29 protein-coding genes, 1 tRNA gene and 1 pseudogene are annotated in these 24,949 nt (G+C 64.2%); 14 read left to right on the forward strand and 17 right to left on the reverse strand.

All coding sequences use genetic code 11. The features are described 5' to 3' along the window. Positions 1–75: 75 nt before the first annotated feature. The gene (locus AC2S9W_RS16595; RefSeq protein WP_486571295.1) at positions 76–501 is read right to left on the reverse strand and encodes an alpha-hydroxy-acid oxidizing protein; all 426 of its coding nucleotides are present in this window, start codon (positions 499–501) and stop codon (positions 76–78) included. Between AC2S9W_RS16595 and AC2S9W_RS16600 the strand changes: the two genes are divergently transcribed. Both AC2S9W_RS16600 and AC2S9W_RS16605 read left to right on the forward strand, forming a co-directional pair. Next, a complete protein-coding gene (locus AC2S9W_RS16600; RefSeq protein ID WP_486571296.1) occupies positions 406–648 on the forward strand; it encodes a sensor histidine kinase in 243 nt (80 codons plus the stop codon). The genes AC2S9W_RS16595 and AC2S9W_RS16600 overlap by 96 nt on opposite strands. Before the next feature lie 269 nt (positions 649–917). Continuing rightward, positions 918–1,052, forward strand: coding sequence for an entericidin A/B family lipoprotein (locus tag AC2S9W_RS16605; protein WP_082737170.1), 135 nt, complete (start codon positions 918–920; stop codon positions 1,050–1,052). A gap of 100 nt (positions 1,053–1,152) precedes the next feature. Here the strand turns inward: AC2S9W_RS16605 and AC2S9W_RS16610 are convergent, their stop codons facing one another. The 3 genes from AC2S9W_RS16610 to AC2S9W_RS16620 are packed head-to-tail and all read right to left on the reverse strand — an operon-like array spanning position 1,153 to position 4,170. Beyond that, on the reverse strand, positions 1,153–2,340 hold the full coding sequence (locus AC2S9W_RS16610) for a sensor histidine kinase (RefSeq protein ID WP_486571297.1): 1,188 nt from the start codon (positions 2,338–2,340) through the stop codon (positions 1,153–1,155). Continuing rightward, positions 2,229–2,675, reverse strand: a complete 447-nt coding sequence (locus tag AC2S9W_RS16615; RefSeq protein ID WP_067107910.1) for a response regulator — start codon at positions 2,673–2,675, stop codon at positions 2,229–2,231. Before AC2S9W_RS16615 ends, AC2S9W_RS16610 begins: the two co-directional genes overlap by 112 nt. Further along, positions 2,668–4,170 (reverse strand): sensor histidine kinase, encoded by a 1,503-nt coding sequence (locus AC2S9W_RS16620; RefSeq protein ID WP_486571298.1) that lies wholly within the window; start codon positions 4,168–4,170, stop codon positions 2,668–2,670. The genes AC2S9W_RS16615 and AC2S9W_RS16620 overlap by 8 nt, the downstream gene beginning before the upstream one ends. A 182-nt stretch (positions 4,171–4,352) precedes the next feature. On the opposite strand from AC2S9W_RS16620, the gene AC2S9W_RS16625 reads away from it, so the two are divergent. The 12 genes from AC2S9W_RS16625 to AC2S9W_RS16680 all read left to right on the forward strand — a co-directional run bounded on the left by AC2S9W_RS16625 (position 4,353) and on the right by AC2S9W_RS16680 (position 13,606). Continuing rightward, the gene (locus tag AC2S9W_RS16625; RefSeq protein WP_486571299.1) at positions 4,353–6,503 is read left to right on the forward strand and encodes a catalase; all 2,151 of its coding nucleotides are present in this window, start codon (positions 4,353–4,355) and stop codon (positions 6,501–6,503) included. A 98-nt stretch (positions 6,504–6,601) separates the two neighbouring features. Next, positions 6,602–7,096 carry a hypothetical protein gene (locus tag AC2S9W_RS16630; RefSeq protein WP_486571300.1) on the forward strand — a complete coding sequence of 165 codons (495 nt, stop codon included), beginning with the start codon at positions 6,602–6,604 and terminating at the stop codon, positions 7,094–7,096. Positions 7,097–7,335: 239 nt separating this feature from the next. Beyond that, complete coding sequence (locus AC2S9W_RS16635; RefSeq protein WP_156483013.1) at positions 7,336–7,503, forward strand: hypothetical protein; 168 nt, start codon at positions 7,336–7,338, stop codon at positions 7,501–7,503. Positions 7,504–7,695: 192 nt separating this feature from the next. Then, on the forward strand, positions 7,696–8,937 hold the full coding sequence (locus AC2S9W_RS16640) for an NAD(P)/FAD-dependent oxidoreductase (RefSeq protein WP_486571301.1): 1,242 nt from the start codon (positions 7,696–7,698) through the stop codon (positions 8,935–8,937). 422 nt (positions 8,938–9,359) lie between these two features. Beyond that, a complete protein-coding gene (locus tag AC2S9W_RS16645) occupies positions 9,360–10,115 on the forward strand; it encodes a Crp/Fnr family transcriptional regulator (protein ID WP_212596818.1) in 756 nt (251 codons plus the stop codon). A 36-nt stretch (positions 10,116–10,151) separates the two neighbouring features. Next, positions 10,152–10,433 carry a DUF6894 family protein gene (locus AC2S9W_RS16650; RefSeq protein WP_067107890.1) on the forward strand — a complete coding sequence of 94 codons (282 nt, stop codon included), beginning with the start codon at positions 10,152–10,154 and terminating at the stop codon, positions 10,431–10,433. 28 nt (positions 10,434–10,461) lie between these two features. Continuing rightward, a complete protein-coding gene (locus AC2S9W_RS16655; protein WP_353745028.1) occupies positions 10,462–10,782 on the forward strand; it encodes a histidine phosphatase family protein in 321 nt (106 codons plus the stop codon). 134 nt (positions 10,783–10,916) lie between these two features. Further along, entirely contained in the window at positions 10,917–11,183 is a 267-nt protein-coding gene (locus AC2S9W_RS16660) for a hypothetical protein (RefSeq protein ID WP_158682232.1), read from the forward strand. Positions 11,184–11,500: 317 nt separating this feature from the next. Continuing rightward, positions 11,501–12,187, forward strand: a complete 687-nt coding sequence (locus tag AC2S9W_RS16665; protein WP_486571302.1) for an MgtC/SapB family protein — start codon at positions 11,501–11,503, stop codon at positions 12,185–12,187. A 72-nt stretch (positions 12,188–12,259) separates the two neighbouring features. Then, positions 12,260–12,664: a PRC-barrel domain containing protein gene (locus AC2S9W_RS16670; protein WP_486571303.1), complete on the forward strand. Its 405-nt coding sequence runs from the start codon at positions 12,260–12,262 to the stop codon at positions 12,662–12,664. 151 nt (positions 12,665–12,815) lie between these two features. Next, positions 12,816–13,229 carry a hypothetical protein gene (locus AC2S9W_RS16675; protein WP_486571304.1) on the forward strand — a complete coding sequence of 138 codons (414 nt, stop codon included), beginning with the start codon at positions 12,816–12,818 and terminating at the stop codon, positions 13,227–13,229. A 301-nt stretch (positions 13,230–13,530) separates the two neighbouring features. Next, a tRNA-Lys gene (locus AC2S9W_RS16680) sits at positions 13,531–13,606 on the forward strand. A 17-nt stretch (positions 13,607–13,623) separates the two neighbouring features. Here the strand turns inward: AC2S9W_RS16680 and AC2S9W_RS16685 are convergent. The 13 genes and pseudogenes from AC2S9W_RS16685 to trbB form a co-directional block, all read right to left on the reverse strand. Further along, entirely contained in the window at positions 13,624–14,724 is a 1,101-nt protein-coding gene (locus tag AC2S9W_RS16685) for a tyrosine-type recombinase/integrase (RefSeq protein ID WP_449328166.1), read from the reverse strand. A gap of 62 nt (positions 14,725–14,786) precedes the next feature. Beyond that, positions 14,787–14,942 (reverse strand): annotated as a pseudogene (locus tag AC2S9W_RS16690) (helix-turn-helix domain-containing protein); the annotation flags it as partial. Continuing rightward, positions 14,939–15,169 (reverse strand): DUF2274 domain-containing protein, encoded by a 231-nt coding sequence (locus tag AC2S9W_RS16695; RefSeq protein ID WP_449328165.1) that lies wholly within the window; start codon positions 15,167–15,169, stop codon positions 14,939–14,941. The pseudogene AC2S9W_RS16690 and the gene AC2S9W_RS16695, both read right to left, overlap by 4 nt. Before the next feature lies 1 nt (position 15,170). Further along, on the reverse strand, positions 15,171–16,391 hold the full coding sequence (locus tag AC2S9W_RS16700; RefSeq protein ID WP_449328164.1) for a TraB/TrbI/VirB10 family type IV secretion system protein: 1,221 nt from the start codon (positions 16,389–16,391) through the stop codon (positions 15,171–15,173). Continuing rightward, positions 16,388–17,353, reverse strand: coding sequence for a P-type conjugative transfer protein TrbG (gene trbG, locus AC2S9W_RS16705; RefSeq protein WP_449328163.1), 966 nt, complete (start codon positions 17,351–17,353; stop codon positions 16,388–16,390). Before trbG ends, AC2S9W_RS16700 begins: the two co-directional genes overlap by 4 nt. Beyond that, complete coding sequence (gene trbF, locus AC2S9W_RS16710; protein WP_449328162.1) at positions 17,350–18,168, reverse strand: conjugal transfer protein TrbF; 819 nt, start codon at positions 18,166–18,168, stop codon at positions 17,350–17,352. The genes trbG and trbF overlap by 4 nt, the downstream gene beginning before the upstream one ends. Further along, a complete protein-coding gene (gene trbL / locus AC2S9W_RS16715) occupies positions 18,168–19,478 on the reverse strand; it encodes a P-type conjugative transfer protein TrbL (RefSeq protein WP_449328161.1) in 1,311 nt (436 codons plus the stop codon). The genes trbF and trbL overlap by 1 nt, the downstream gene beginning before the upstream one ends. Continuing rightward, a complete protein-coding gene (locus tag AC2S9W_RS16720) occupies positions 19,471–20,007 on the reverse strand; it encodes a hypothetical protein (protein WP_449328160.1) in 537 nt (178 codons plus the stop codon). The genes trbL and AC2S9W_RS16720 overlap by 8 nt, the downstream gene beginning before the upstream one ends. A 126-nt stretch (positions 20,008–20,133) precedes the next feature. After that, complete coding sequence (gene trbJ / locus AC2S9W_RS16725) at positions 20,134–20,865, reverse strand: P-type conjugative transfer protein TrbJ (protein WP_449328159.1); 732 nt, start codon at positions 20,863–20,865, stop codon at positions 20,134–20,136. A gap of 26 nt (positions 20,866–20,891) precedes the next feature. Beyond that, complete coding sequence (trbE, locus tag AC2S9W_RS16730) at positions 20,892–23,330, reverse strand: conjugal transfer protein TrbE (protein ID WP_449328158.1); 2,439 nt, start codon at positions 23,328–23,330, stop codon at positions 20,892–20,894. Continuing rightward, positions 23,324–23,608 carry a VirB3 family type IV secretion system protein gene (locus AC2S9W_RS16735; RefSeq protein ID WP_449328157.1) on the reverse strand — a complete coding sequence of 95 codons (285 nt, stop codon included), beginning with the start codon at positions 23,606–23,608 and terminating at the stop codon, positions 23,324–23,326. Before AC2S9W_RS16735 ends, trbE begins: the two co-directional genes overlap by 7 nt. Continuing rightward, the gene (locus AC2S9W_RS16740; protein WP_449328156.1) at positions 23,605–23,946 is read right to left on the reverse strand and encodes a TrbC/VirB2 family type IV secretion system protein; all 342 of its coding nucleotides are present in this window, start codon (positions 23,944–23,946) and stop codon (positions 23,605–23,607) included. The genes AC2S9W_RS16735 and AC2S9W_RS16740 overlap by 4 nt, the downstream gene beginning before the upstream one ends. An 18-nt stretch (positions 23,947–23,964) precedes the next feature. Continuing rightward, positions 23,965–24,915, reverse strand: a complete 951-nt coding sequence (gene trbB, locus AC2S9W_RS16745; protein WP_449328904.1) for a P-type conjugative transfer ATPase TrbB — start codon at positions 24,913–24,915, stop codon at positions 23,965–23,967. Between the last annotated feature and the right edge of the window lie 34 nt (positions 24,916–24,949).

The following is a 24,949-nucleotide window of genomic DNA, read 5'->3' on the forward strand; positions in this document are numbered from 1 at the left end:
CGGTACCGCGATTGACGGTCCGGGGCCAAGTCCAAATTCGGCAACCTACTCTGCTTTCGGGCTCGCATCACCCTCCTAAAAGTTGACAATGTCTCGCGTGAGCCGCCGACCGACATGATCGTTACATAAGAATCTGACGTTCTGGACCCCGGTCTGGATCATCGCCAGTTCGAGCTCGGTTCTCAGCAGGTGCAGCATATGGGCGGCGCCGGCTATTCCTGCGGCGGCGAGGGCGTGGAATTGGGGTCGGCCGACAAGAACCGCTTTCGCTCCGAGCGCCAGTGCCTTGACGATATCGCTTCCCTGACGCACGCCGCCGTCCATCAGGATCGGCAGCGTGCCGCCGGTTGCGGTAACGACGGCGGGGAGCATGACGAACGGGCGGGCCGCGATGCAATCCTGCTGGTGAGCGACGACGGTCCGGGGATTCCGCCGTCCGAGCATCAACATATCTTCCGCCGCCTCACCCGCCTCGACGCCAGCCGCTCGAAGCCGGGGCACGGCCTTGGCCTGAGCCTCGTCGACGCAATCATGCGCGCCCACGGCGGAACAGTATCGATCGAACCAACGACAGTCGGGCTGCGAATTTGCTGCAATTTACCGGCGGTAGACACTCCATTTCGGCATTCTGTTGCCAAGGCTCGCTAACGCCGAGCTTGGCCTTAGCGGTCCGGCCGCTTTTGGGGGATCGACGCAATGAATCGGACATGACGCCGCATTCGGAATCAATGGCTTGGATACAATCTCCGGCGGATCGCTTTGCAAGCAGCGCCTAGCTATTTTTCCAGCCTAGCGATCATTTTGAACGCTTCGGCTAGTGTGACGCCGTGCACGGGAACAATGATTGCGGACGGCGGTTGTCGCAATATGGGAACGCAAATGAAAGGTCGTTTGCCCGCACCCCCCGGAGAGAGAAAATGAGAAGGTTCCTGACTATTTTCGCCCTTAGCGGCTCAATCCTGATCCTGTCTGCCTGCAACACGATCGAAGGTGCAGGCAAAGATATTGAATCCGCTGGAGATTGCGCTGATGGCGTTAAAGGAAACTGCTGAGCCGCAATTGCTCGCATCAGCCTGAGCCAGAAGTCGCCCATGAACGGCAATTACGTCGGCTTTCCGTATCCAGGCACTGAGCGTAAATTGCCTTCCGGCTTCAACCAGGCGCCTTAAGCTCGTGGGATCGGAGTTCGATCGAGATTGACGCGCGTGTCCCAGGATTGTCCCGTGCGGTATGCACGGGCGCGTATCGCACGGTCGCCTTGTGCGTTCGTGCGAGCGCTTCGATGAGACGAGTTCCAAGCCCGGTGCCCCGGGCAATGCCGTCAGACGGCATCCCGGCGCCGTCATCTTCCACCGCCAGTTCGACGGTCGACGCCCCCAATCTGTTGAGCATAATCCGGACCTCCCCGGCTTCGCCCGCCGGATAGGCGTATTTGCACGCGTTGCTGACCCATTCATTGGCGATCATTCCAAGCGCTACCGCCTTGTCGGTCGCGATCTTCAGAGCCTCGGCCGATGTAGACACCCGTCGTTCGCCCGTTCCGTTCGACCAAGTATCGGAAAGATCGGTGGCGAGGCCCGACAGATAGTCGTCCATCGCGACGAATTCGACATCGTTGGTCGTGTAGAGACGCCGATTGACCTGCGCGACGGTAGCGATCCGCTGCTGGGTTTTCTGGAGCGCCTCCCGGGCACCGGGATCGGACAAATTCTTCGATTGGAGCGCAACGAACGACATGACCATCTGGAGGTTGTTCGCGACGCGGTGATTCACTTCCTTGAGGAGTGCTTCGAGCCGCGCGTTGCTTGCGCGAAGTTCCGCCTCGGCTTCCTCGCGCGCACGGCGGAGCTGGGCACGCTCGAGAACCTGTCCGAAACTTGACGCGAGCAGGTCGAAAAAATCCTCGCCGACCGACTTTACGACATAATCATCGGCCCCCGATTTCAGCGCCGCGACCGCGATCCGGCTCTCCTCGGAGCCGGTGACATAGACGACCGGCGGACAAGCCGGGAGCGAACGAAGCGCTTCGAGCGTAGCAAGGCCGTCCTGTCCGGGCATATAATGATCGACGGCAATGAGATCGAAGGCCGTCGCCTTTGCCATATCGACGCCCTCGGCGCCGTTCGCCGCGAGACTGACGTCATAGCCCTTGCGGCCGAGCGCGCGAGATGCGAGCCGGCGCATGCCATCGTCGTCGTCGATGTACAGAATGTGGGACAGAAAAATTCTCAGGCCGGATCGGGATCGGGGACTTGGATCACCGACAGGAAAAGGCCGAGCTGGCGGATGGCATCGGCGAAATTCTCGTAGTTCACCGGCTTGGTGATATAGACGTTGCAACCGAGGTCGTAGCAGCGCTGGATCTCGACCTTGTCGTCGGTCGTCGTGAGCACGACGACCGGTGTGCGCCGTAGCGGACTTCCGTCTGCCTTGAGCTTCGCAAGAATATCGGTTCCGCTCATATCGGGCAGATTGAGGTCAAGCAGCACGAGCGCCGGCCCGTTGCGAACGGGGCCCTCGGCCGCGTCGTACAGAAACTCGAGCGCCGATGTACCGTCGAGGAAATGGTGGATCGTGTTCGAGATGCCCGCACGGCGGATATTCTTCTCGATGAGGCGCGCATGGCCCTCGTCGTCCTCGATCATCACGATATTGACGGGCTGCTGGTCAGTCATCCTCTTCTCCGCTTTGCCACACGAGTGGCAGGATCAGCCGGAAGGTGGACCCCACACCCAATTCGGACTGGATTTCGATATTTCCGCCGAGGCGATAGGCAAGCGCGCGTGCGTGCGCAAGGCCGATCCCCTCGCCCTGCTGATCCTGCACGCCCGATCGGCGGAAGAGGTCGAACACGCGCTCGTGATCGCGCGGCTCGATGCCGCGACCGTTGTCGGTCACCGATACCCAGGCGCGCCCAAGGTCGGTGCCCCCCGTCACGCTTATGGTCCCGGCGCGCCCCGGCTGAAGATATTTGAGCGCATTCTCGACGAGGTTCGACAGTATCTGCTCGACCGCGACACGGTCGTTCACGACTACCGGAAGCTCCTCCACCGTGACCACAGTGCCGGTCTCGTCGATCCGGTGCTGCAAACTCCCGACGATCGCGCGCACGACGCCGCCAAGATCGAGCGTTTCCGGAGCCAGCGTGCGCCGCCCCTGGCGCGAGAGATTGAGGATCGCGTTGATCAGCCGGTCCATCTTCTGGGTCGAGGTGCGAATGAACCCGATCGATTCCGGAAGATCCTCCTCAATCGCGAGACGCGTCGCGGCGTCAGGCGCTTGCCAGCCTTCGGACTCGCCCTTCTCGAGATAGCCCGCGATAGATTTGCGCGCGGTCTCGAGTTCGGCGGTGAAGCCCATGACGTTGACGAGCGGCGACCTGAGGTCATGCGACACGATATAGGCGAAGCGCTGGATTTCGGCATTGGCGCGCTGAAGCTCGCCGGTGCGGGCATCGACCAGTTCCTCAAGCCCTTCGTTGAGACGTCGAAGCTCCATGCGCGAGCTACGCAGGTCCACCAGATTGCGTCGGACGAGAAGCAGGGTCGCCGCCGCAACCACGAGCAGGAGGATGCCTGTCGCGATCAGGGTCGTTGTGAAAAGACGCTGCGTGCGGTGCTGCCGCTCCTCCCGCTCGCGAAGCAGGGCAAACTCGTCGGCAAGCATCGATTCGACAACCGCGCGCGAGGCGCGCACCGCGAGCACCCCGCGGTCGTTCGAGAAGCTGTCGATCAGCGACTGCCGGTCGGCACCGCGCAGTCCGAGCGTCTTGCTATAATGCTCGGCGTAGGCATCAAGGTGCCCGCGCAGCGTCCGGACGCGCATCTGCTGCTCGGGGTTGTCGCTGATCAGTTTCTCAAGCGTAGCCAGTTGCGCCCGCGAATTAGCCTCCGCTTCCTCGATGATCATCGCGAACTGGGCATTTTGTGTGAGGATGAGACCGCGGCGCGCGGTTTCCATTCGCTCGGTGGCGCTCGCGAAGGCGCCGAGGCCGGCTTCGACGGCCAGCGTGTGTGCGACCATCCGCGCGTCGGTTTCATTCTGGCGCTGGACGTAAAAGGCGGTCGCAGCCGCGACGAGCAACGCCGCGAAGCCGACCGACAGGAGAAGGATGATGAGGCGGCTCGCGCGCGTGTCGCGCCCAAGCGCCGATAATCTGGCCGATTCCATCTGGCTGCCCCTCGGCCCGATCCTTTGCGGCCTGATCGATGTCTTAAAATCCACCTTTAGGCAAGCAAGGGCATCAAGCTCCTTAACATAGGTTATGTGCCGCTCACGCAATTCGCGAGGCGATGAAACCAGCGCGGAAAACAGGCGTTGGCTTGGCAAAGAAACCATCAAGGAACTGCCCGATGCCGAAGAAGCCCCGCCCCTCGCCCGCAACCGACAATAGCCTTGCCGCGCACCCGCCCGGAAGCGGCCAGATGGCGCTCAAGGTCGACAAGGGGAATGCGGGTGAGCTCCACCAGCATATCGCCGCCGACGACGAGCGCGATGGCCGCGCGCACCTCACGGACAATTTCGGTCACCGCATTGCCGACAACCAGAACAGCCTCAGGGCGGGCGAACGCGGCCCGACCTTGCTCGAGGATTTTGTCCTCCGCGAGAAAATCTTCCACTTCGACCATGAGCGCATTCCCGAGCGTATCGTGCATGCGCGCGGCTCGGGCGCGCACGGCGTCTTTGAATGCACGCACGCAATCCCCGAGCTCACCAAGGCCGACATCTTTCAAGAGGTCGGCAAGACCTGCCCGGTCTTCGTGCGCTTCTCGACCGTGGCCGGCGGCGCCGGCTCGGTCGACACGCCGCGCGATGTGCGCGGCTTTGCAGTGAAGCTCTACACCGAGGCGGGGAACTGGGACCTCGTCGGCAATAATATCCCGGTCTTCTTCATCCAGGATGCGATGAAATTCCCCGATCTCGTCCACAGCGTGAAGATGGAAGCCGACCGGGGTTATCCGCAAGCGGCGAGCGCCCACGACACTTTCTGGGATTTCATCTCCCTGATGCCCGAGAGCTTCCACATGATCATGTGGGCGATGTCCGACCGAGCGATCCCGCGGAGCTTCCGCACGATCGAGGGCTTCGGCGTCCACACCTTCCGCTTCGTCAATGCGAAGGGCCAATCAAAGTTCGTGAAGTTCCACTGGAAGCCGGTGCTCGGATTGCAGTCGACGGCGTGGGACGAGGCGGTCAAGATCGCAGGCGCCGACCCCGACTATCTGCGCCGCGATCTTTACGAGGCCATCGATGCCGGCGACTTCCCGCAATGGAATCTTGGCATCCAGGTCTTCGACGAGGCTTTTGCCGCCAAGCAGCCTTATGATGTGCTCGATGCGACCAAGCTCATCCCCGAAGAAGATGTCCCGGTCGAAATCGTCGGGCGGATGACGCTCAACCGCAATCCCGACAATTTCTTCGCCGAAACCGAGCAGGTCGCCTATCTTCCCTCGAACATCGTCCCCGGCATCGATTTCAGTAACGACCCGCTGCTGCAGGGCCGCCTCTTCTCCTATCTCGATACCCAGAAGTCGCGGCTCGGTACGACCAACTTCCACCAGATCCCGATCAACGCGCCGAAATGCCCGTTCCACAATTTCCAGCGCGACGGGATGATGCAGACGCTCGTTCCGAAGGGTCGCGCGAATTACGAGCCGAACAGCCTCGCCGAAGCCGGCGAGGATGCCGGGCCGCGCGCTTGCCCGGAGACGGGCTTCACCACCTTCCCGGCCAACGGCGAGCGCAACGACCCGACCGAGAAGCTGCGCGTCCGCGCAGCCCTTTTCGCCGATCATTTCAGCCAGGCGCGGCTCTTCTACCGCTCGCAGACCGGGAATGAGCAGGCGCATATCGCCTCGGCGCTGGTATTCGAACTCTCGAAGGTCACGCTCGATCATGTTCGCGCGCGCGTCGTCGGGCAGCTCCGCAATATCGACGACGATCTCGCGAAGCGTGTCGCCAACGGACTCGCGATCGATCTGCCTGCCAGGATCAAGCCGGCAAAGACGCCCATCGACATGGCGCCTTCCGACGCGCTCTCGATCCAGAAGGACGCACGGCCCGACATCAGGGGGCGCAAGGTCGCGATCCTGTTCGCGGAGGGCTCCGACGCTTCTGCCATCGACAAGCTCAAGAAACAGATCGAGAAAGCGGGCGGAAGCGCCTTCCTCGTCGCTCCTAAGGTCGGCGGCATTCCGGTCTCGACCGGATTGCTCAAGGCCGATGGTCAGCTGGCGGGATCGCCATCGGTGCTGTTCGACGCCGTCGCCTCGGTGCTCACCGCAGCCGCCGCCGAAAAGCTGACGCGTGAAGGCGCCGCCGTCCAATGGTTCATGGACGCCTATGGCCATTGCAAGACCATCGCGCACGACGAAGCGAGCCAGGTTCTGCTCGACAAGGCCGGGGTCGAGCCTGACGAAGGTATCGTCGCGCTTGCCGATTTCATCAAGGTCGGGACGCAGCGCCACTGGGACCGCGAGCCGAAAGTGCGCGATCTCGCCTAGCGGCCCATAGCGGGACATGAAGACCGAAAAACGCCCCGCGCTCGGCGCAACACCGAGCGATTCCGTGCGTTTCAATCTCGTATCAACGGGATAGTCAGATGACGCGTTTTCTCCTTCTCATGACCTCCGCACTTTCGATCGCCGCGGCCACGCTTGCTCTTCAGTCGTGTGGCGCGGAAAGCGTCGAGGCTGCGTCCTCCGTTCGTCCGGCCAACAGTCTAGTGGTCCTGCCCGACGGGTCGACCATGGCCGCGGCGACAGGTTCGCTGTCCCGGCGCGTCTCCGAATGGCTGGCAAACCGCGAGGGCGGCAGCGCGGACTTTCAGTTCACCGGATTTCACGAGACGCAGCCCACACTCACCAGCAAGGGCCTCGGCCGCGCCGCCGATCTCGCGACGATCCTGCGCGCTGCGCCCACCGCGACGATCGAACTCGCAGGCGACGAGGCGCAGGCAACCACGCTCGCGCGCCTCCTCGAAGATCGCGGGATCGCCAACGAGAGGATGAGGGTAATTCCCGCCGCAGGTCTCGGCACCGTGACCATGACGATTCATCGCGGCACGACTGCGCCGCTGATGACTGCCCGGAGATAGGTCTCATTGACCAGCGTCGGGAATCAAGCCGGCGAGCCATTCCGCACAAAGAGTATTCGCAGTCTTATGGCGGTTGGAGCATCTGGAGTGAAAGGTTCCGGCCGCAGGGTTCCAGCCCCGATAAAATTCACGAACGTCATAACCTATGTTAAGTCCATGAAATTAGAGGAACAATCTGGAATATCCAAGCGTCTCTCCCATGCCCACCCCCGGGCAGATCATCATCAGGAGAGGCCATCATGGCGCAGAATAATCAACAGGGCGGCAACCAGCCGAATCCGAACCCCGGCCAGGACCGTCAGCAGGAACAGCAGGATCCGGCCCGCCGCCAGCAGGGCGACGATCGCGACGCCGACAAGAGCGGCAATCAGGGTGGCCGCGACGACGAGAATCGTCAGAACCGCTGATCCCTGGCACAACAACAGGCGGGCGCGCTGGTCGCGCTCTCCGGGCCGGGTCGTCGCTCCCGCGCGACCCGGCTTTTGCCGTGACGGGTCGGCCCGACCATGCTTCTCCTGCCCTCACTGTGCTCAAGACGGCGATCCAATCGAGGACGAGACGATTGCCGATAGAGGACCGACAATTCTTCCGAGACCATCATGAAAAGCGATGACGGCAGGTCGGCAAGCGATGAGCGCGACCTCAGGACGGGGCGCACCATCTGGCAGGAGCACCGCCGCCGCCCGGTTCCCGCCCTTCCCCTCCCGTCCCGCTCGCGCTGTGACGTCGCGGTGATCGGCGCGGGTATATCGGGCGCGCTGATTGCCGAGGCCCTGACCGAGGCGGGGCTCGACGTGATGATCCTCGACCGCCGCGGCATTGCGGAGGGATCGACCCCGGCTTCCACCGCGCTACTCCAATATGAACTCGACACGCCGCTCTCGCAGATGGCGGAGCGCATCGGCTGGGAGCGGGCGATGCGCATCTGGCGGCGCTCCTACCTGGCCGTCGAGGCCCTTCGCGCGCGCACCGAGCGGCTCGGACTCAAGGTCGGTGCTGCAACGCGCCCCTCGCTCTATCTCGACGGCGACCGCCTCGATCCTGCGCAGCTGGCGGCCGAGGCCGACGCAAGGCGCAGGGCCGGATTCGAGGTCGAACTCATCGGACCCGCCGAGACCGAGCGGCGCTACGGGATCAAGCGGCGCCATGCGATCGTCGGCTTCGGCAACTACTGCGCCGACCCGCGCGCGATGGCAGCAGCCTATCTGGGGGTCGCCGCGAAGCGCGGTGCACGGATCCATCCGCATAGCGAGATCGTGCGCGTCGACGCGGCGCAAAAGGGCGTGACGCTCGAGAGTGATCGGGGCGCACATGTGCAGGCTCGGCATGCCGTCTTTGCGACCGGATATGAGATGATGAAGGGCGTACCGAGGCTCGGCAACCATATCATGTCGACCTGGGTAATCGCGACGCGGCCACAACCCGAAGCCCTCTGGCGGGACGGTGCGATGATCTGGGAGGCGTCCGATCCCTATCTCTATATCCGGACAACGCCGGAGGGCGCGGTGATCTGCGGCGGGGAGGATGAGGAAATCGCGAGCGCCGGCGAACGCGACGCCAGGCTTGCGGCCAAGACGAAAATCCTGACGCGCAAGCTCGCGGCCTTGCTTCCCGCGATCGATCCCGCGCCCGCCTTCGCCTGGGCAGGCAGCTTCGGCAATAGCCCGCTCGGGACACCGACCGTCGGGCGCGTGCCGCGGATGCCGAACTGCTATTCGGCGATGGGATATGGCGGCAATGGCATCACCTTCTCGATGATGGCCGCTCAGATATTGCGCTCGGAAATTTGCGGTGCGCGCGATCCCGACAGCGACCTTTTCGGATTCCGTCGGATATTCTGAACGGGCGGCGCGCAGGCACGCAGCAACGACAGGCGATAAGAACAGGGACATGACATCACAGGCAAGGACATCGGGGTCCGGAAAGCTGCTTGGCGTCGGCGTGCTCGGCGCGCTCGTCTGGTTCACGCGCCGCGGCCAGAAGCAGACCGCCAAGGACGACGGCCATTCAGCCGCGTCTCGTGTCCTCGTGCATCAGAGCCCCTCGCCCATTCATGCTGCGCGGTTGGGATAATATTGAGGGAGGTCGGTTTCGACTTAACCCATGTTGCTTCGCCCTTCCGCATACGCGGCCATAGCGTGTCGGCATGGTCCGCCATGCTGCGGGCCGGAACCGCATCGGCCCTGCCGATGTTCTTATGGCATGCACGATCGGAAATTCTGGAACGGGTTCGAAACGCCTTATGCCCTCATCGGTACGCTGGATGGGTGACGATCCCTTCAAGTCCAAGGAGGACCGGCTCGGTATCTTCATTCGCAAACTGCTCAGCCATAGCCGGCTGTCGGCCGACGACCAGCAGGCGATAGCTTCCCTGCCCTTCAGTTTGCGACGGCTCGAGCCTAACGAATATATCTTGCGCGAAGGCGACCTCGCGAAGGTTTGCCCCGTGCTTCTCAGCGGCTTTGCGTATCGCCAGAAGACCTCGGCCGATGGCGGACGCCAGATCGTCGCGCTCAAGATTCCGGGCGATGCGCTCGACTTCCAGTCCCTCTACGTCGATATCGCCGACCACAACCTCCAGGCCCTTACCCCCGTCGAGCTTGCGGTCTTCGCCCAGAAGGATTTTGAAGCGCTCGTCGCGCCAAGGCCCAATATCGCGCGCGCCATCATCGTCGACATTCTGATCGAAGGCTCGATCAGCCGCGAGTGGCTGCTCAATATCGGCCGCCGCAACGCCCTCGGGCGCCTCGCTCACCTGCTGTGCGAGCTTTATTATCGCGTGCAGCAGATCGCGCTCGAAGAAGTTGGCGCCTTTGAATTTCCGCTGACCCAGGAGCAACTCGCCGACCTGCTCGGCCTGACGCCCGTTCACATCAACCGCACGATCAAGATTCTGGAGAAGGAAGGCGCGGTCAAACGCGTGTCGCGCCGCCTCACGATCGGCGATGTCGACACGTTGCGACGAATAGCCGATTTTTCTGATGTTTACCTGCATCGAACGTTGGATTCGCTCGTTTAGCAACCGGGGCGGCAAGACATCAGGAGAGAGCCTGCGATGCCCCGATATTATTTTCATGTTTGCGACGGCACGCAGGAGATCGACGAGCAGGGTCATGAGCTTGCCGATGACCTGGCCGCCCGGCGAGAGGCGGTTCACTATTGCTGCGGATTGCTCGGCGACGACCCCGACCTGCTCCTCGCTGACGAGAATTTGCGCATCAACGTCACTGCCGAAGACGGCCACCTCCGCTTCGCAATCGTCCTCAACGCGATCAGCGTCGATTGGCAACCGGGCACACGCGCCGAAAACCAACGCCTCACCGATACGCAGCGTTGAGCTCGGTGACGGCATTCAGTCTCCCCCTATGACGCCGCGCTGGCCCTCGATCCTTTGGGTCGTCCGGTATGGGCAAAGCGCGGGCAATGTCGCGCGCGATGCCGCCGACGCCGCGGGAGACCTCCGCATCGCGCTCGACCACCGCGATGTCGATGTCCCGCTCTCGCGCCTCGGAGAGGAACAATCGCGCGCGCTCGGCGAATGGTTTGCCGAAGGCCAGGAAGGATGCGCGGCGTCTGACCCCGCGAGAAAGGCCCCGCCTTCCGGCGGAGCCTTTCCGGGTCCAGAGGCATATCGCTATGCGCTGGAAGCCCCCCTCGAACGCTCCCGGGTCGCCAGGAACGCATGAAGAGCAGCGGTGATAAGCGCATCGCGCGTCTCGCGACACAACCTGGATCAAGTCGGAAGAACGGAACCGGCAACGACGCATGAAAGCCATCATTGTTCCCTTCGCAGGCGCCGACCTGATCTAGGTTAGGACGAATGCAAATTCTCTCGTGCGACTCCCTGTCGACACGCAACTCGCCACGGCAACGCCAGTTGTCCTCATGCCCCCTGCAAGAGGAGATCATCATGAGCATCAAAGGTAAAGCCAAGGAAGCCGCCGGCTATGTGAAGGAAGAAGCCTACGAAAATGGCGATTCCCCCGAAAGCCAGCGCAAGGCGCAGGAAGGCCGCGACCTTCGCAACGAAGGCCGGATCGAGGATGGCAAGCCGCCCAAAACCGGCAAGCCCGGCACCGAAAACTGAACCTTTCCCCTCGCAGCCGACCTCGACGCTGCGTCCTCGGCCCGCTTCGGCGGGCCGTTTTCTTGGCCATCGCCATCATGCGACCGTCGTGCAGCCGAACAGGCCGCGCCATCTTTCCCTCCGAACGCAAAGTTTCTGACGCGTCATGCAACCTTTCGCATTCTCACCGGTTTCTTTTCCGCAAGTCCCGATCTCCGGATCGGACTTCAGGAGAGCCCCGCCGCTTCGTGCAGCGGGACTTTACGTTTTGGGCCGGACACCACGATGCGTTATACTCGTGCCAAGGAACCTAAGTTCGCCCCGAGCGGTAACCGAACATGGACCTTTTTGACCCCGACCTGATCTGGCCGATTGCCGGCGCCACGCTGGCCGGCGCGATAATCGGCGCCGAACGCGAGTATCGAGCCAGCCCTGCGGGTCTCCGCACGCACATCCTCGTTTCGCTCTCGTGCTGCCTGCTGATGCTGTCCGCCGTGCATCAGATGGCGTGGCTCAACGATGCTCCTTCCGATGTCATCCGCATCGACCCGGTCCGCATGGCGCATGGCATCTTGACCGGCATCGGCTTCCTGTGCGGCGGCGTCATCTTCCGCGAAGGCTTCAATGTGCGCGGGCTGACGACGGCCGCCTCGCTCTGGACCACGGCAACGCTCGGCATGTTGTTCGGGATAGGCTTCTACCAGCTCGCGATTTTCGGCGGCGCCGCCACGCTCGCCGTGCTGGCGGCGGTCTCGGTCACCGAACGTTACGCGCCTCAGCGACGGATCGCGCATATCAGGGCCATATACCGGCGCGGCAGCGCCATGACGCTGGGCGACTTTGGCGACCTGCTCGCGGCGAAGCACCTCACGTCGATCACGATCGACCAGGCGCTCGACGGCGATCAGCACAGCTTCACCGCGATCGCGGGCGGATACACCGAAAGCCGCGCGGAGAAGCTTGCGACAGACTGGTCGGCCGACGCCGATATCATCGGGTTCGAAATCCGCCCGCAACAGGCCTGACAGGGAAACGGCGAAGTCTGCAACCCTCTTCGCGGGGAGACGTTCAACTTGTTCGCAAGCAAAGGAATGACGATGCGCATGATTCTCACCCTCGCCGCCCCGGCCATCCTCCTCGCCGCCTGCTCCGACAAGAATGAAGCAGCCGAAGACAAGCTTGAGCGCTCCGCCGAGACAAGCGCCACCGTCGCGGGTCCCGTACCCGCAGCCCTCGGCCTCAGCGAAGCACAGCTGCTCGATGCCGATATCATAGGTGCTGACGGCAAGGAACTTGCCGACGTCGCGAAGGTCGAACGCGGGGCCGACAACAAGGTCGATCGCCTGCTCGTCGAACTCGATGGCGCGGGGCCGGATCGCTATGTCCATGTCCCGATCACCGGCCTCAAGGTCGTCGTTCGCGGAGACGACACCGATCTTCAGACGTCGATGACCAAGACCGACCTTGCAAGCCTGCCCGAGGTCAAGCTGCCCCCCGCGTGATCGACACGTCGCGATCGAACCTGGGATTAGCCATGGCGCCAGGATCGCGGCGCGCGCCCATCGCGGACAAGTTCGCGGCGCTGCCGCGCTGGACGCGCATAAGGCACGATGGCGGCACCGCTCGACACGAGCGCGATGACAATGACCATGCGTGCGCGGGGAACAAGCCTCAAGCAACTCGATCATATCGCCGAGGCGGGGCTCTTCGGTCGGCCGCTCGGCGATCCGCGCCAAGGCGACCGTCCTCAAGCGCGACGGCCGAACGAAAATCGATGCGACCATCGACGCGCCACAGCTCGATTTCGACGACCTCGCCGACGACGCCGGTCTCGCTGCCGCTCGTGCAAAGGAAGCCCGGATCGGTCCGCGCATCCTCCCCGACACGCGGATCAATCTCGAAAAGATGGGGCCAACCGACGGTACGATCCGCGTCTCGATCGCAAGCCTGCTGGTCAAGGGCGGTTCGGTCTTCAAGAGCCTGAGCGGCACACTCAAGCTCGACCACCGTGTCCTTCGCCTCCCCTGTTGCCGCTCAGCAAGCCGTAGTGCATGCATCAGCCGTTGAACAAGTCCGGCTACTCATCAAAGCCGGACCGCCGCAGGAAACATTACGAATTGTGACGTTGCCAGGAGAAGAAAGTCAGTGTGATGCACTTCAGCCAAGATCATGTTGCCGGCGTCTCGTGCCTCGTCGAACAAGAATCCGAAGTCTTGTCGAAAGCAGCCGTGTCTCGCCGCAGCTTGGCTTCGGCCGAAAAAATATCGGCAAAGGCCATTGCCATGTGCTGAGCACCATGATAGCGGGCCGCTCTCTTCGCAGCACAAGGCTCCAGAGCCACTGATGAAGAACGCCGCAAACCGGCAGTGGACGCATAGCTCAGTTGGTAGAGCAGCTGACTCTTAATCAGCGGGTCCTTGGTTCGAGCCCAAGTGCGTCCACCATTTTTCTGCCTTTTTAATCAACATCTTACTCCATTCCGGGCGACCACCCGAAGGCCGCCTTCGGGCGCCGATGTGGGTGATTTTGTGTCATTGCCTTCCGCAGTTTCCTGCACCTTTTCGGACAACCCGATTTTCGGCGCAAAAATCAGCTGGTCGGCATAGGGCTGCAAATGCTTCACCGACAGATGGGCATAACGCCGTACCATCGTCTCCGATTTCCATCCCCCCAGTTCCTGAAGCACCCAGGTGGGCACGTCATTCTGCCGGAGCCAACTCGCCCAGGTGTGCCGCAGATCGTGCCAGCGAAAATTGGTGATCCCGCATCTCGCCAGCGCTTTGCGCCACGCCCGCGTATTCGCCGACCGAAGCGGTTCGCCCCGATAAGTGAACACATGGGTCTCGTGCTTGCCCAACTGCCGCTGCAAGACAGCCATGGCGAGATCGTTGAGGGGTACGCCAAGGGCATTCCCGTTCTTCGTATCGCCATGCTCGATCCTGGCCATGCGCCGGGCCAACTGAACCCGGTCCCAGGTCAGATCGAGGACGTTCCCCTGGCGCAGGCCGGTGGAGAGCGCAAACACGGCCACTTCACGCTGATGGTCGGGCAGTTCGCGAAGCAGCCGTTCGGCCTGCTCCTCGGTGATCCAGCGAACGCGGACCTGCCCTCCCCTGCTGTAGGTCTTGAACGCCGGGACGTGATCGATCCATTCCCATTCCCGCATCGCCCGCCGGAACATGGCGCGAATGAGCGCCACATAGAGGTCCTTCGTGCGATCCGAGGCCTGAACATGTTTCGTCACCAGCCGGTCGATCAGCCCCCGGTCGATCTGGTCAAGGGTCTTGCCCCGCAAATGACCAGTCCACCAGCGGATCCGCTGCACGTCGTCCCGGTAGGACTTCTTGTGCGACTTCTCCTTGAGCCAGCGCACCGCCGCTTCGTCCCAGCTACGCAGGGGCTTCCGCTTGAGCCGCGCCAAATCCCACAGTTCGGCTTTCAGCCTGTCGTGGTATTCCTTCGCCTTTGCCCGGTCGGTGGTGCCAGCAGAGCGTCTAATTCTGCTTCCGTCCGGGGCTGTGATGTCGACATTGTAGATACCTGCACGTTTCCAGAGTGCCATAGTGCCTCCTTCTCGTCGGCACTCAGATGCATCCGTGCGGGCGCAGAATACCGCTCACGCAGCCAGGCGACAAGATCGACTTCCAGAAACCGCCAATCGCGACCGATCTTGGCGCAGGGAATCATCGCCAGTCGGGCATATCTGCGCACGGTGTTGGGATGCACGCCGAGGAAATCCGCGGCCTGTTTGAGAGTCAGAAATCCCGATGAATCCGTCATGGCGACGTGACAGCATTGCGCCGTGTCTTGGCGAAGGTGCGGTCGCTGACGAGAAAGGCTTCGAGCATCGCGGGAATGAGGTCGGCGACTGTTGAAGCCGTATCCCCATAAGCCGCCCGATAAAGCTCGAGATAGTCGCGCAGCGCGTGATCAAGCTCGGGCGTCACCGTCACGGCAATCTTCACCGGCGTGCGATCGGGCAGCTTGCCGAGCTTGATCCCCGCCATGTCAGCGGCCCCCGACCGGGGCGAGCACCAGATCCTTGTGGACGACCAGCCTGACCGGCGCGCCGGGCCGGATGGTGATCGTCGGCTGGATACCGAGGTTTCGCTGGGTAATCTGATCGCCGGCCCGCGCAACGCTGTCCTGCGTCGATGTCCGCATGGCCTGGACAAGGTCGCTCTGACCGGACAACGCGAGCTGCGAGCTGACCCCGAGCAGGGTCGAGAGCCCAATGCCCTTGAGCAATTGCCACGTATGAAAATCCACTTTGTCGGCCAGCCCGGCATAGCCGGAGGGATCGGTGGCGGGCACGTTGTCGATCCGCAGCGAAGAACCGTCGGGCATGATGATCCGCTGCCAGACGATGAGCGCGCGGCTCTGCCCGAACGCCACCACGCTGTCATAGCTGCCGATCAGCCGCGCGCCCTGCGGGATCAGCAGAATACGCCCGGTCGCGCTGTCATAGGTGTTTTCGGTGACCTGCGCGGTGACGAGGCCGGGAAGATCGGAGCGCAGCCCGGTGATGAGACTCGCCGAGATCACACTTCCTGCGGACAGCGTATAGGGTGATGGCGCCGCAGCGAGCAGATGTGGATTCACGTCCCCGCGCGGATCGAGCGTGCCGACAAAGGCTTCCTTACGCCCCTGCGCGTTGGGATCGTTGGCGGGATCGAGCGCCAGCTTGGGGGCAGCGGCGCTATCCGCGCTCGCTGCCGCCGATGGGATTGCTGAAGCCTCGCCGCCGACGCTGCCCTGCCGCCCCTGCACCAGCACCCCGGATTCCCGCGCGGCCTTGAGTTCGGCGAGCTGACGCTCGCGCTCGGCGGCTTGTGCCTGCTGGAGCTGCTGATCGGCCGGATTGATCGGATTGACCGGGATGGTCATCGCCTGCTGATGATCGAGGATCGGTTTGCCGAGATCGCCGGGCAACGGCGGCCCGAGCCTGGGCACGTCGCCATAGGTCGCCGGTGCGCCGTTCAAAGCGTCGGTCGGCCGCGCATTGGGCTGCGACAGTTCTTCCTGCGTGTTGACCGCCTGAAACAACCGCGGCTTGAGCGCCATCCATGTGACCGCGACCAGGCTCACCGAACCAAGCGCGGCGATGCCGATGATCACGCCGCGCTTGAACCGGATCGCGCGCGGCGGCCGGGTGCGGATCGCCAGACTTTCCGGATCGAGCTTGGCGGACTGGGCCGGGGCGGCTCCGTTCTCGGCAACCGCGCTCATGCGCCCCTCCGGTGCTTGGCGGCAGCGCCCGCGCGGCTGATCCGCACCACATCCTGATGCTTGAGCCCGAGCCGCAGTTCGGCGACGTCGAACAGCCGATCGACGATATAGTAGCGGCCCTGCACCCGGTAATTGACGAGGCTGGCCGTGCCGTTGCCATCGACCAGGAACAACGGCGGCGCCTCGCCTACCGCCAGGTCCGCCGGGAACTCGATGAACGTCTGCCGCCCGTCATCGAACGCGCGTAGCGGCCGCCAGGCCGGCTCATCGCCGGTGATCACATAATCAAAATGAAGTCGGTCAACCGCGAGACCCGAGGCGACAGGCGCGGCGGCCCTCGCCTGCTGGGCCGCCGCCTTGAGCGCGATGAGCTGGTCGGCCGGATAGGTCCAGGATAGCGCCGCCATAGCGGTATGTTCGGTGCTGCTGAGCGCCAGATGATAGGTGCGCCGGTCGGTGGTGATGACGACGTTGGTGGCAAGCCCCGAAGTGAACGGCTTCACGAGGACATGGGTGCGCCGGGTATCGCCACTGCCGCTCGTCGTGTCGCCGACAACCCAGCGCACGGTGTCGCCAGCGGCCACAGCGCCCAGCATCTCGCCAGCCTGCAAGGCGATGTCGGTGACCTGACCCGGCGCGGTCAGCACATGATAGATCACGCCGTCACTGTACGGATAGACCTGCGCGGCATTGAGATAGCCGCCGGTCGCCGGCTCGAGTGTCGCCTTGCGATTGGCGGCGCGGACACGCAGTTCGGCCGGCGAAGGCGATACGTGGCGGTGTCGCGGCGCCGACACGGCAACCACGGGTGGCGGAGAAACGACCGATGCGGCGGGCGGCATCGTGATGACAGCCGACGGCGCTCCCGGTGCGGTGGACGACACCGGAGCGTTCGGAACGGTTTGCGCGAAGGCGGGCACGGCAGCAGCAAGCGCCGTCGCCGCAAAGAATGCGGACTTCATGGGCGGGTCTCCGGGTTGGGGGTCGGGTCGGCGAGGTGAGGATCGAGCGGCGAGCCTGCCGGGATGTTCGTCGGCGTCGGCGTGCTGGCGGTCGCTGATGCCACCGGCGATGCGGCTGGAAGCGCCGCCGGCGTTTCCAGCTCGCGGCTCCAGTCGATCGCATCGATGTAGACGCCGAGCGGATTCTTGCGCAGCGTGTCGGCGCTCGATGGCGGCGCCATCACGACGGTCAGGATCGCGGTCCAGTGCGACGCGCCCGTCTGGCTCCCTCGCTCGTAAGCCGTCTCGACCCACTTCACCTGAAACGATTTGTCGGACGCCCGCACGACGCTGGTGACCTGCACCGACACGGTACGCTCGCCGACCTGCGCGAATGGATCGGCGGTTCGCGCATATTCGCCGAGAAACAGAGCGCCCCGCCTGGTGGTGAAGTCGTAGGCGGAGAGCCAGTCGGCCCGCATCAGTACCGGATCGAGCGATCGTCCGCGCACGTCGATGATGAACCGCGAGAGGAACCAGGCGACCTGTGGATCGGTGGGCTGGTAATTCTTCTCGGCGGGCTCGACCGCCCGCGCTTCGCCGAGCCGATCGACCTCGACCACATACGGCACGACCCGGCTTTGCAAGGATTGCCAGAGCAGACCGCCCGACAATGCCGCGGTCAGCCCGAGGCAGCCGAACGCGATCAGCCGCCAGTTGCGCGCCTGCACGCGGGCCGAACCGATGCGCTCGTCCCAAAGCTGGCCGGCGCGTTGATAGGGTGTTTCGGGTTCGGGCGTTCGCCCATAGCGTTGCACCGCTCGCTTGAAGAGCATCAGTCGTCCCTTTCCTTGATGTCGGGCGTGGCGCCGTGGCCGCCACGGTCGCCCTGATTGATCGTGTGGATCGCGGCCTGGCCGTGATGACGGGTGGTTTGCTGCGCCTTCATCGCACGCGCCCAACCGGGCATGGCGGAAGCCTCGCTGCCTGTTTCGCCAGCGGCGCCTGCGGCAGCCGCGCGGCCGGTCATGGCGTTGAACGCGGCTTGTCTCCCGGACTCGGCTGCTTCGCCAATTCCGAGCGCTGAGGACATGCGCGATTTCGCGGCACTTCCCGCAGCCTGCGCCACGCCGCTCATTCCGGCGCCGACGCTCGACGAACCCGCCGCTTCCTGGCCGAGTGTATAGGCGGTCGAGGCCGCCGACCCCATCGCGGTGCCGGCGCGTACCGCGCCGAGACCGGCGGCGGCAAGGCCGCGTCCCGCACCGAGCGCGCCAGCGCCGCCCAGATACATGATGCCGCCAGCACCGAGCACGGAGCCTAGCGCCGCGCCCGCGCCAAGCTGCGGTGCGCCGGCGACCAGGCCGGAGGCGATGCCGGGACCGAAAATGCCAAGGCCGAACAGAGCAAGGCTGGCGAGCACCAGGCTCATGGCCTGGCCGATGTCGGGCTCCTGCCCTTGCAGCGCGGTCGTGAACTGCGTGAAGTAGTTCGAGCCGATGCCGACGATGACCGCGAGCACCATGACCTTGATGCCCGAGGAGACGACGTTGCCGAGCACGCGCTCGGCAAGGAAGCTGGTCCGGTTCCACAGCGCGAACGGCACGAGGACGAAGCCGGCGAGGCTCGTCAGCTTGAACTCGAGGATCGTCACGAACATCTGCACCGCGAGGATGAAGAAGGCGAGGATGACGATGACCCAGGCAACCAGCAGCACGACGATGGTCAGGAAGTTGTCGAAGAAGGTCGTGAACCCGAGATACTGGTTCACCTGTTGCAGCAGCGGCCATGCGGCGGTGAAACCCGTGCCCGCGAGCTTGCCGGGCTTGAGCAGATCAGCCGCCGTGATCGTGCCGCCGCCCGCCGTAAGCCCGGCCTGCGCGAACGAACGGAAGATGATGTCCGAGAGCGTCGAGAAGCTGTTCAGGATGAACGCGAAGGCGCCGATATAGAGGATCTTCTTGATCAGCCGGCCGAGCACATTGTCCTCGCCGCCCAGCGCCCAGAACAGACCAGCGAGCGTGATGTCGAGCGCGATCAGCGTGCGCGAGAGGAAGCTGACGTCGCCGCCCAGCAGGCCGAACCCGCTATCGATGTAGCGGATGAACGCCTGCATGAACTGGTCGATGACGTTGAGGTCACCCATGGCGGCGGCCCTCCTCCGCTTCGGGCAGCGCGAACTTGCCTTGCCATGTCGCCCAGGCGCGGCTCACCGCGCCGGTGCCGGGGAAGAGATCGATCAACTCGTCATCGGGCCGAGCGCCGGCCAGTTCGAACGCCCAGTGGCAGACGGCCTCGGGCTTCGCGCCAACCAGACCCCGGCGCTGCGTGATGCCATGCTCGATCCAGTCGCGCAGCACGAGCCGCTTCGAGACGACCGGCTTGCGCGCCGCCTTCACGATCACGGGTTCCCATGCATAAGCGACGCTGACGTTGCGCTTGAACGCCGCGAAGCCCTTGACCCAGACCATCCATCTCGCGCCGGTGGCGCTGACGATCGGCGCCAGCACCGCCATGCTGTGCGGCGTCGCCGCGGCATGAAGCACCCAGCCGTCAAAGTCGGTTTCGAGGCGTTCGATCAGCGCGGCATGGTCGACCTCGCCGGCATAGTCCGGCTGGTCGCTATAGCGATGCGCACAGGCGATATAGGGCGGGTCGGCATAAGCGATACGCATGGTCGTTTCGATCTTTCAGGAGAAACCAAAAGGCCGCGGGACCCGTCCGGGAGGCATGGGGGCAAACGAGCCCCGCGGCAGGAACGGCGACGGCACTTGGCTTTACGTCGCCTCATCGGCGTCCGCCTACTGGGGGGTGTAGGCGGTGCCGGAACCGAGGAACTTGGCGGCCGCGCCCTGTGCGTCGGTCTGCTGCTGGATGCGGTTGGCGCGCTCCATGGCATCGGCCCGGAATTGTGCCGCCATCAGGTTCTGGATCTGGAACTGCTGCTTGGCGACGAGAGCCAGAAGCTGGTTGGTGGCCTGGGTGACCTGCAACGCGCCTTCGGCGCTCTGGCTGCGCTGCACGATCCCGTTCAATGCCGCCTGGTCGGCGGCGATGTTCTCGACCACCTGCGCCTGCACGGTCATCGTCTGCTTGTAGGCCGCCATCGAGGTATCGAGCCGGCTGTGTGCGGCGATGACCTGGGCGTTGCCGGTCAGCGCCTGGTTGAAGCTCGCCGGGAACATCGAACGGAACTGCTGGTCGAGATTGGCGACACGAAACTGGATGCCCTGGGCCTGGCCCATCAGCTGGTCGATCTGCTGGATGGTCTGCTGCAATGCCTGCAATTCGGGGAAGGTGATCGTCGTCAGGTTCTTCGCCTGATTGATCAGGCTCTGCGCCTGGTTCTGGAGCATGCGGATCTGGTTGTTGATCTGCGTGAGCGTGCGCGCTGCGGTCAGGATGTTCTGACTGTAGTTCGACGGATCATAGACGATGATCGCCTGCGCCGGCGTTGCCGGCAGGACAGCGGCAGCGATCAGCGAGCCGGTCGCGGCGAGCGACAGCGCGGTCGAAAGGATTCTGGACTTCATCGGGATGGTTCCTTCTGCTTGGGGGATCAGGGGGTGGGAAAGGCACCGAGCAGGTCGGTGGCCCAGGCGAGATCGGCGGATCCGAGAAAGTGGGCGGCAAAGCCATCGACCCCGTGCTCCGCAAGGATCGCATCGATGCGCTTCTGGCTGGCGGGATCGGAGGCGCCGGCGAGCGCCAGCGCGATCGGCCCGAGACCAAGCTCGAACAGCCGGTTGCCGCGCGCCGATTGCAGATAATAATGCCGTTTGGGCGTCGCCCGGCTGACCAGCTCGATCTGGCGGTCATTGAGCCCGAACCGTTCGTAGGCCGCCCTGCCTTGCGGCTCGATCGCCCGATCGTTCGGCAGCAGGATGCGCTGCGGGCAGCTCTCGATGATGGCCGGCGCGATGCTGCTGTCGGCGATGTCGGCGAGGCTCTGCGTCGCGAACAGCACCGCGACGTTCTTCTTCCTGAGCGTCTTCAGCCATTCACGGATGCGCGCGGCGAACAGCGGGTGGTCGAGGAATATCCAGGCCTCGTCGAGAATCAGCAGTGTCGGCCGGCCATCGAACCGTTCTTCGAGCCGGTGAAACAGATAGGTGAGGACCGGCGCGACGACGCTCGCCTGGCCGAGCAGCACCTCGGTTTCGAAGCATTGCACGTCGGCGAACCGGAATCCGCTCTCTGCGGCATCGAGCAGCGACCCGTGCGGTCCATCGAGCGTATAGGGCTGGATCGCGGCGCGCAGGGCATTGGACTGCAACAGCAGCGTCAGGCCTGTCATCGTCCGCTCCTGCGGCGGTGCCGAAGCAAGGCTGTTCAACGCCGACCAGACGGCATCCTTGACCTCGGGTGTGACCGTGACCTTCTCGGCATCGAGCAACGCGGCGATCCATTCGGCGGCCCAGCTCCGTTCGGCGGGATCGTCGATGCGGCGCAAGGGCTGGAACGCCAGTGCAGCACCGGCATCCGATCCCAGCCCTAGCGCATGATGCGCCCCGCCCATCGCCAGCACGGCGGCGCGCGCGGAAAAGCCCTTGTCGAAGATGTAGACCTGGGAGCCCGCATAACGCCGGAACTGCATGGCGATCATCGCCAGCAGCACCGATTTACCCGCGCCGGTCGGGCCGACCACCATCATATGGCCGACGTCACCGACATGGGTGGAAAGCCGGAACGGCGTCGAACCGGCGGTCTGCGCGACCAGCAGCGGCGGTCCGTCAAGATGGTCGTTGCCTGCCGGTCCCGCCCAGACCGAGGACAACGGCATCAGATGCGCGAGGTTCAGCGTATGGACGATGGGCTGGCGGACATTGGCATAGGCGTGCCCGGGCAAAGATGACAGCCAGGCTTCGACCGCGTTGACGCCTTCATGGATCGTCGTGAACCCCAGGCCGCCGACGATACGCTCGACCTCCCGGATCTTGTCCTCGACCTGGGGTCGCGACACGTCCGACACCGTGATCGTCGTGGTCAAGTAGCCGAAGGCGACATGATCACCGCCGAGGGCCTGGAGCGCCATGTCGGCATCGGCGACCTTGTTGTCGGCGTCGGAGTCCAGAAGCTGCGCGGGCTGATTGTACATCACTTCGCGTAGCAGCGCGGTGATCGACTTCCTCTTGTTGAACCACTGCCGGCGCAGCCTGGTCAGCAGCCTGGTCGCATCGCTCTTGTCGAGCGCGATGAAGCGCGTGGCCCACCGATAGGGAAAATCTGCTTCGTTAAGCGCGTCGAGAATCCCCGGCCGGCTCATGTTGGGAAAGCCCGTGACGGTGAGTGTGCGCAGATGGCGCTCGCCCAGCATCGGTTCGATCCCACCGATCAGAGGCGTATCGGCAAGGAGTCCATCGAGGTAGATCGGCGTCTCGGGCACCGCGACCGGATGACGGCGCGCGGAGATCGTGCCATGCAGATAGGTCAGCGTCTCGGCCGAAGTCAGCGCCCGCACTTCCGGCATGAACGCCGCGAAGAGATCGAGCGCCCTGTCGGTCTCGGCGATAAAATTGGTCAATGCGCCGCGCCAGTCGCGTCCCCGAAGAGAACCGGCGCCGGCATCGGGCCGATCGACCAGCGAGCGTCCCGCCGCGTCCGCGCCATCGGCAGCGGGCAGCCAGGTCAGGGTCAGATGATAGCGGCTCTCGTAGTGCGCCCCTTCGGCTTCGAACCGGCCGCGCCGCTCGCGATCGACCAGCCAGGTGACCGGATCGGGAAAGCTGCTTGCCGGATACCCCAGCGCCTCTCGCCGTTCGGCTTCGAAATGCAGCGCCCAGCCGGTGCCGAAGCGCTTCAGGACATTGTTGGCTCGCGCGCAGGCGGAAACCAGCTCGGCCTCGGTCGCGGATTCAAGATCAGGCCCACGGAACGCCAAAGTGCGCTGGAAGCTGCCGTCCTTGTTGAGGACGACGCCTTCGGCGACCAGAGCGGCCCAGGGGAGATGGTCGGCAAGCCGATCGGCCACATGGCGATATTCGCGCAAGTTCAGCATGTGAGATAGCTCCGCTGGCGAAGATGGCGGGCAAGGACCGGCGCAAAGGCGGAATCGCGGCGGGCCGCAAAGACGGCGACGCTGTGGCCCACCGCCCAGACGACGATGCCGGCGATCCATTGTTGCAGCCCGAGACCGATGGCGGCGGCAAGCGTGCCGTTGACGATGGCGAGCCCGCGCGGTGCGCCGCCGAGCAGGATCGGCGCCCCGAGGCTCCCATGAATGGGAACCTCGAAGCCCTCGATATGGCCGCCGGTGTTGTGGCTGCCGATATTCACGCGATCAGCGCTCCGCCGCCGAACGAGAAGAACGACAGGAAGAACGAGGAGGCGGCAAAGGCGATCGACAGACCGAAGACAATCTGGATCAGCCGCCGAAACCCGCCCGCCGTCTCGCCGAACGCGAGCGTCAAGCCGGTGGTAATGATGATGATCACCGCGACGATCTTGGCGACCGGCCCCTGCACGGATTCGAGCACCTGCTGGAGCGGTTGCTCCCACGGCATGCCCGAACCAGCGGCCTCCGCGCTGGTGGGAAAGGTCATGGCGAGGCCGACGACCGCGGCCGTAATCAGGCTGGTGCGGCGGGCGAAAATCTTGAGGATACGCGAAGGCATGGGTCGTTCTCCTTGGGGCTAGGGTTTCGGGGTGATGTCGGTGAGGGCGTAGCTGCCGTGCCGGTCGAGCCCGGCAACGCGGGCGATGGTGTCGATCCGCCGCGCGAGACCGCGCCCGGCGATGAACACGATGAGGTCGATGGCGTCGGCGATCAGCGCGCGCGGCACGGCTGTAACGGCTTCCTGCACCAGCTGTTCGATGCGGTAGAGCGCCGACAGCGCCGAGTTGGCGTGGACCGTGGCAATCCCGCCAGGATGGCCGGTGTTCCAGGCCTTCAGCATGTCGAGCGCTTCGGGGCCGCGCACCTCACCGACGATGATGCGGTCGGGGCGCAGGCGCAGCGTCGAGCGGACAAGATCGGCCATGGTGACCGAGCCGGCCCCACTCGCATTGCCAGAACGCGTGCGCAGTGCCACCACGTCGGGCGCGGCGCATTGCAGCTCACGCGTATCCTCGATGAGGATCACCCGGTCGCCCTGATGCGCCATCTCGGCGAGCAGCGCATTGGCAAGTGTGGTCTTGCCCGACGAGGTGCCGCCGACGACCAGAATATTATTTCGGTCGACGACCGCGCCGCTGAGCAGCAATGCAGCGTCGGCCGACATGATACCGTCGTTCACATAGTCGAGTAGCGTGTAGACCTTCGCGGCCGGCTTGCGGATCGAGAAGCAGGGAAACAAGGCCACGGGCGGCAGGACACCTTCGAACCGTTCGCCCGCACTTGCCCCATGCGGCGGCAGCTCCGCCGAGACGATCGGCTTGTCACCATGCACCTCGCTGCGCGCATGGCTCGCTACCAGGCGGATGATGCGTTCGACTTGTGCGGGATCGAGGCGGACGTCGGTATCGACGCGGCCCTCCCCCAATATGTCGACGCGCAACGCGCCGTCGGGGTTGACCATCACTTCGATGACCCGAGGATCGGCAAGCGCGGCGGTGATCGCCGGTCCCATTGCGGTGCGGAGCATGGCGCGGCGGCGCGTGTCCGACGTGATGGCGGAT

It is taken from the genome of Sphingopyxis sp. 550B (assembly GCF_057401805.1).

What these genes read in the sequence shown, in the direction of transcription:
- AC2S9W_RS16605 (WP_082737170.1), top strand. Translation starts at nt 918, where the DNA reads ATGAGAAGGTTCCTGACTATTTTCGCCCTTAGCGGCTCAATCCTGATC.
- AC2S9W_RS16615 (WP_067107910.1), bottom strand. Translation starts at nt 2,675, where the DNA reads ATGACTGACCAGCAGCCCGTCAATATCGTGATGATCGAGGACGACGAG.
- AC2S9W_RS16620 (WP_486571298.1), bottom strand. Translation starts at nt 4,170, where the DNA reads ATGGAATCGGCCAGATTATCGGCGCTTGGGCGCGACACGCGCGCGAGC.
- AC2S9W_RS16625 (WP_486571299.1), top strand. Translation starts at nt 4,353, where the DNA reads ATGCCGAAGAAGCCCCGCCCCTCGCCCGCAACCGACAATAGCCTTGCC.
- AC2S9W_RS16630 (WP_486571300.1), top strand. Translation starts at nt 6,602, where the DNA reads ATGACGCGTTTTCTCCTTCTCATGACCTCCGCACTTTCGATCGCCGCG.
- AC2S9W_RS16635 (WP_156483013.1), top strand. Translation starts at nt 7,336, where the DNA reads ATGGCGCAGAATAATCAACAGGGCGGCAACCAGCCGAATCCGAACCCC.
- AC2S9W_RS16640 (WP_486571301.1), top strand. Translation starts at nt 7,696, where the DNA reads ATGAAAAGCGATGACGGCAGGTCGGCAAGCGATGAGCGCGACCTCAGG.
- AC2S9W_RS16645 (WP_212596818.1), top strand. Translation starts at nt 9,360, where the DNA reads ATGGGTGACGATCCCTTCAAGTCCAAGGAGGACCGGCTCGGTATCTTC.
- AC2S9W_RS16650 (WP_067107890.1), top strand. Translation starts at nt 10,152, where the DNA reads ATGCCCCGATATTATTTTCATGTTTGCGACGGCACGCAGGAGATCGAC.
- AC2S9W_RS16655 (WP_353745028.1), top strand. Translation starts at nt 10,462, where the DNA reads ATGACGCCGCGCTGGCCCTCGATCCTTTGGGTCGTCCGGTATGGGCAA.
- AC2S9W_RS16660 (WP_158682232.1), top strand. Translation starts at nt 10,917, where the DNA reads ATGCAAATTCTCTCGTGCGACTCCCTGTCGACACGCAACTCGCCACGG.
- AC2S9W_RS16665 (WP_486571302.1), top strand. Translation starts at nt 11,501, where the DNA reads ATGGACCTTTTTGACCCCGACCTGATCTGGCCGATTGCCGGCGCCACG.
- AC2S9W_RS16670 (WP_486571303.1), top strand. Translation starts at nt 12,260, where the DNA reads ATGCGCATGATTCTCACCCTCGCCGCCCCGGCCATCCTCCTCGCCGCC.
- AC2S9W_RS16685 (WP_449328166.1), bottom strand. Translation starts at nt 14,724, where the DNA reads ATGGCACTCTGGAAACGTGCAGGTATCTACAATGTCGACATCACAGCC.
- AC2S9W_RS16695 (WP_449328165.1), bottom strand. Translation starts at nt 15,169, where the DNA reads ATGGCGGGGATCAAGCTCGGCAAGCTGCCCGATCGCACGCCGGTGAAG.
- AC2S9W_RS16700 (WP_449328164.1), bottom strand. Translation starts at nt 16,391, where the DNA reads ATGAGCGCGGTTGCCGAGAACGGAGCCGCCCCGGCCCAGTCCGCCAAG.
- trbG (WP_449328163.1), bottom strand. Translation starts at nt 17,353, where the DNA reads ATGAAGTCCGCATTCTTTGCGGCGACGGCGCTTGCTGCTGCCGTGCCC.
- trbF (WP_449328162.1), bottom strand. Translation starts at nt 18,168, where the DNA reads ATGCTCTTCAAGCGAGCGGTGCAACGCTATGGGCGAACGCCCGAACCC.
- trbL (WP_449328161.1), bottom strand. Translation starts at nt 19,478, where the DNA reads ATGGGTGACCTCAACGTCATCGACCAGTTCATGCAGGCGTTCATCCGC.
- AC2S9W_RS16720 (WP_449328160.1), bottom strand. Translation starts at nt 20,007, where the DNA reads ATGCGTATCGCTTATGCCGACCCGCCCTATATCGCCTGTGCGCATCGC.
- trbJ (WP_449328159.1), bottom strand. Translation starts at nt 20,865, where the DNA reads ATGAAGTCCAGAATCCTTTCGACCGCGCTGTCGCTCGCCGCGACCGGC.
- trbE (WP_449328158.1), bottom strand. Translation starts at nt 23,330, where the DNA reads ATGCTGAACTTGCGCGAATATCGCCATGTGGCCGATCGGCTTGCCGAC.
- AC2S9W_RS16740 (WP_449328156.1), bottom strand. Translation starts at nt 23,946, where the DNA reads ATGCCTTCGCGTATCCTCAAGATTTTCGCCCGCCGCACCAGCCTGATT.
- trbB (WP_449328904.1), bottom strand. Translation starts at nt 24,915, where the DNA reads ATGCTCCGCACCGCAATGGGACCGGCGATCACCGCCGCGCTTGCCGAT.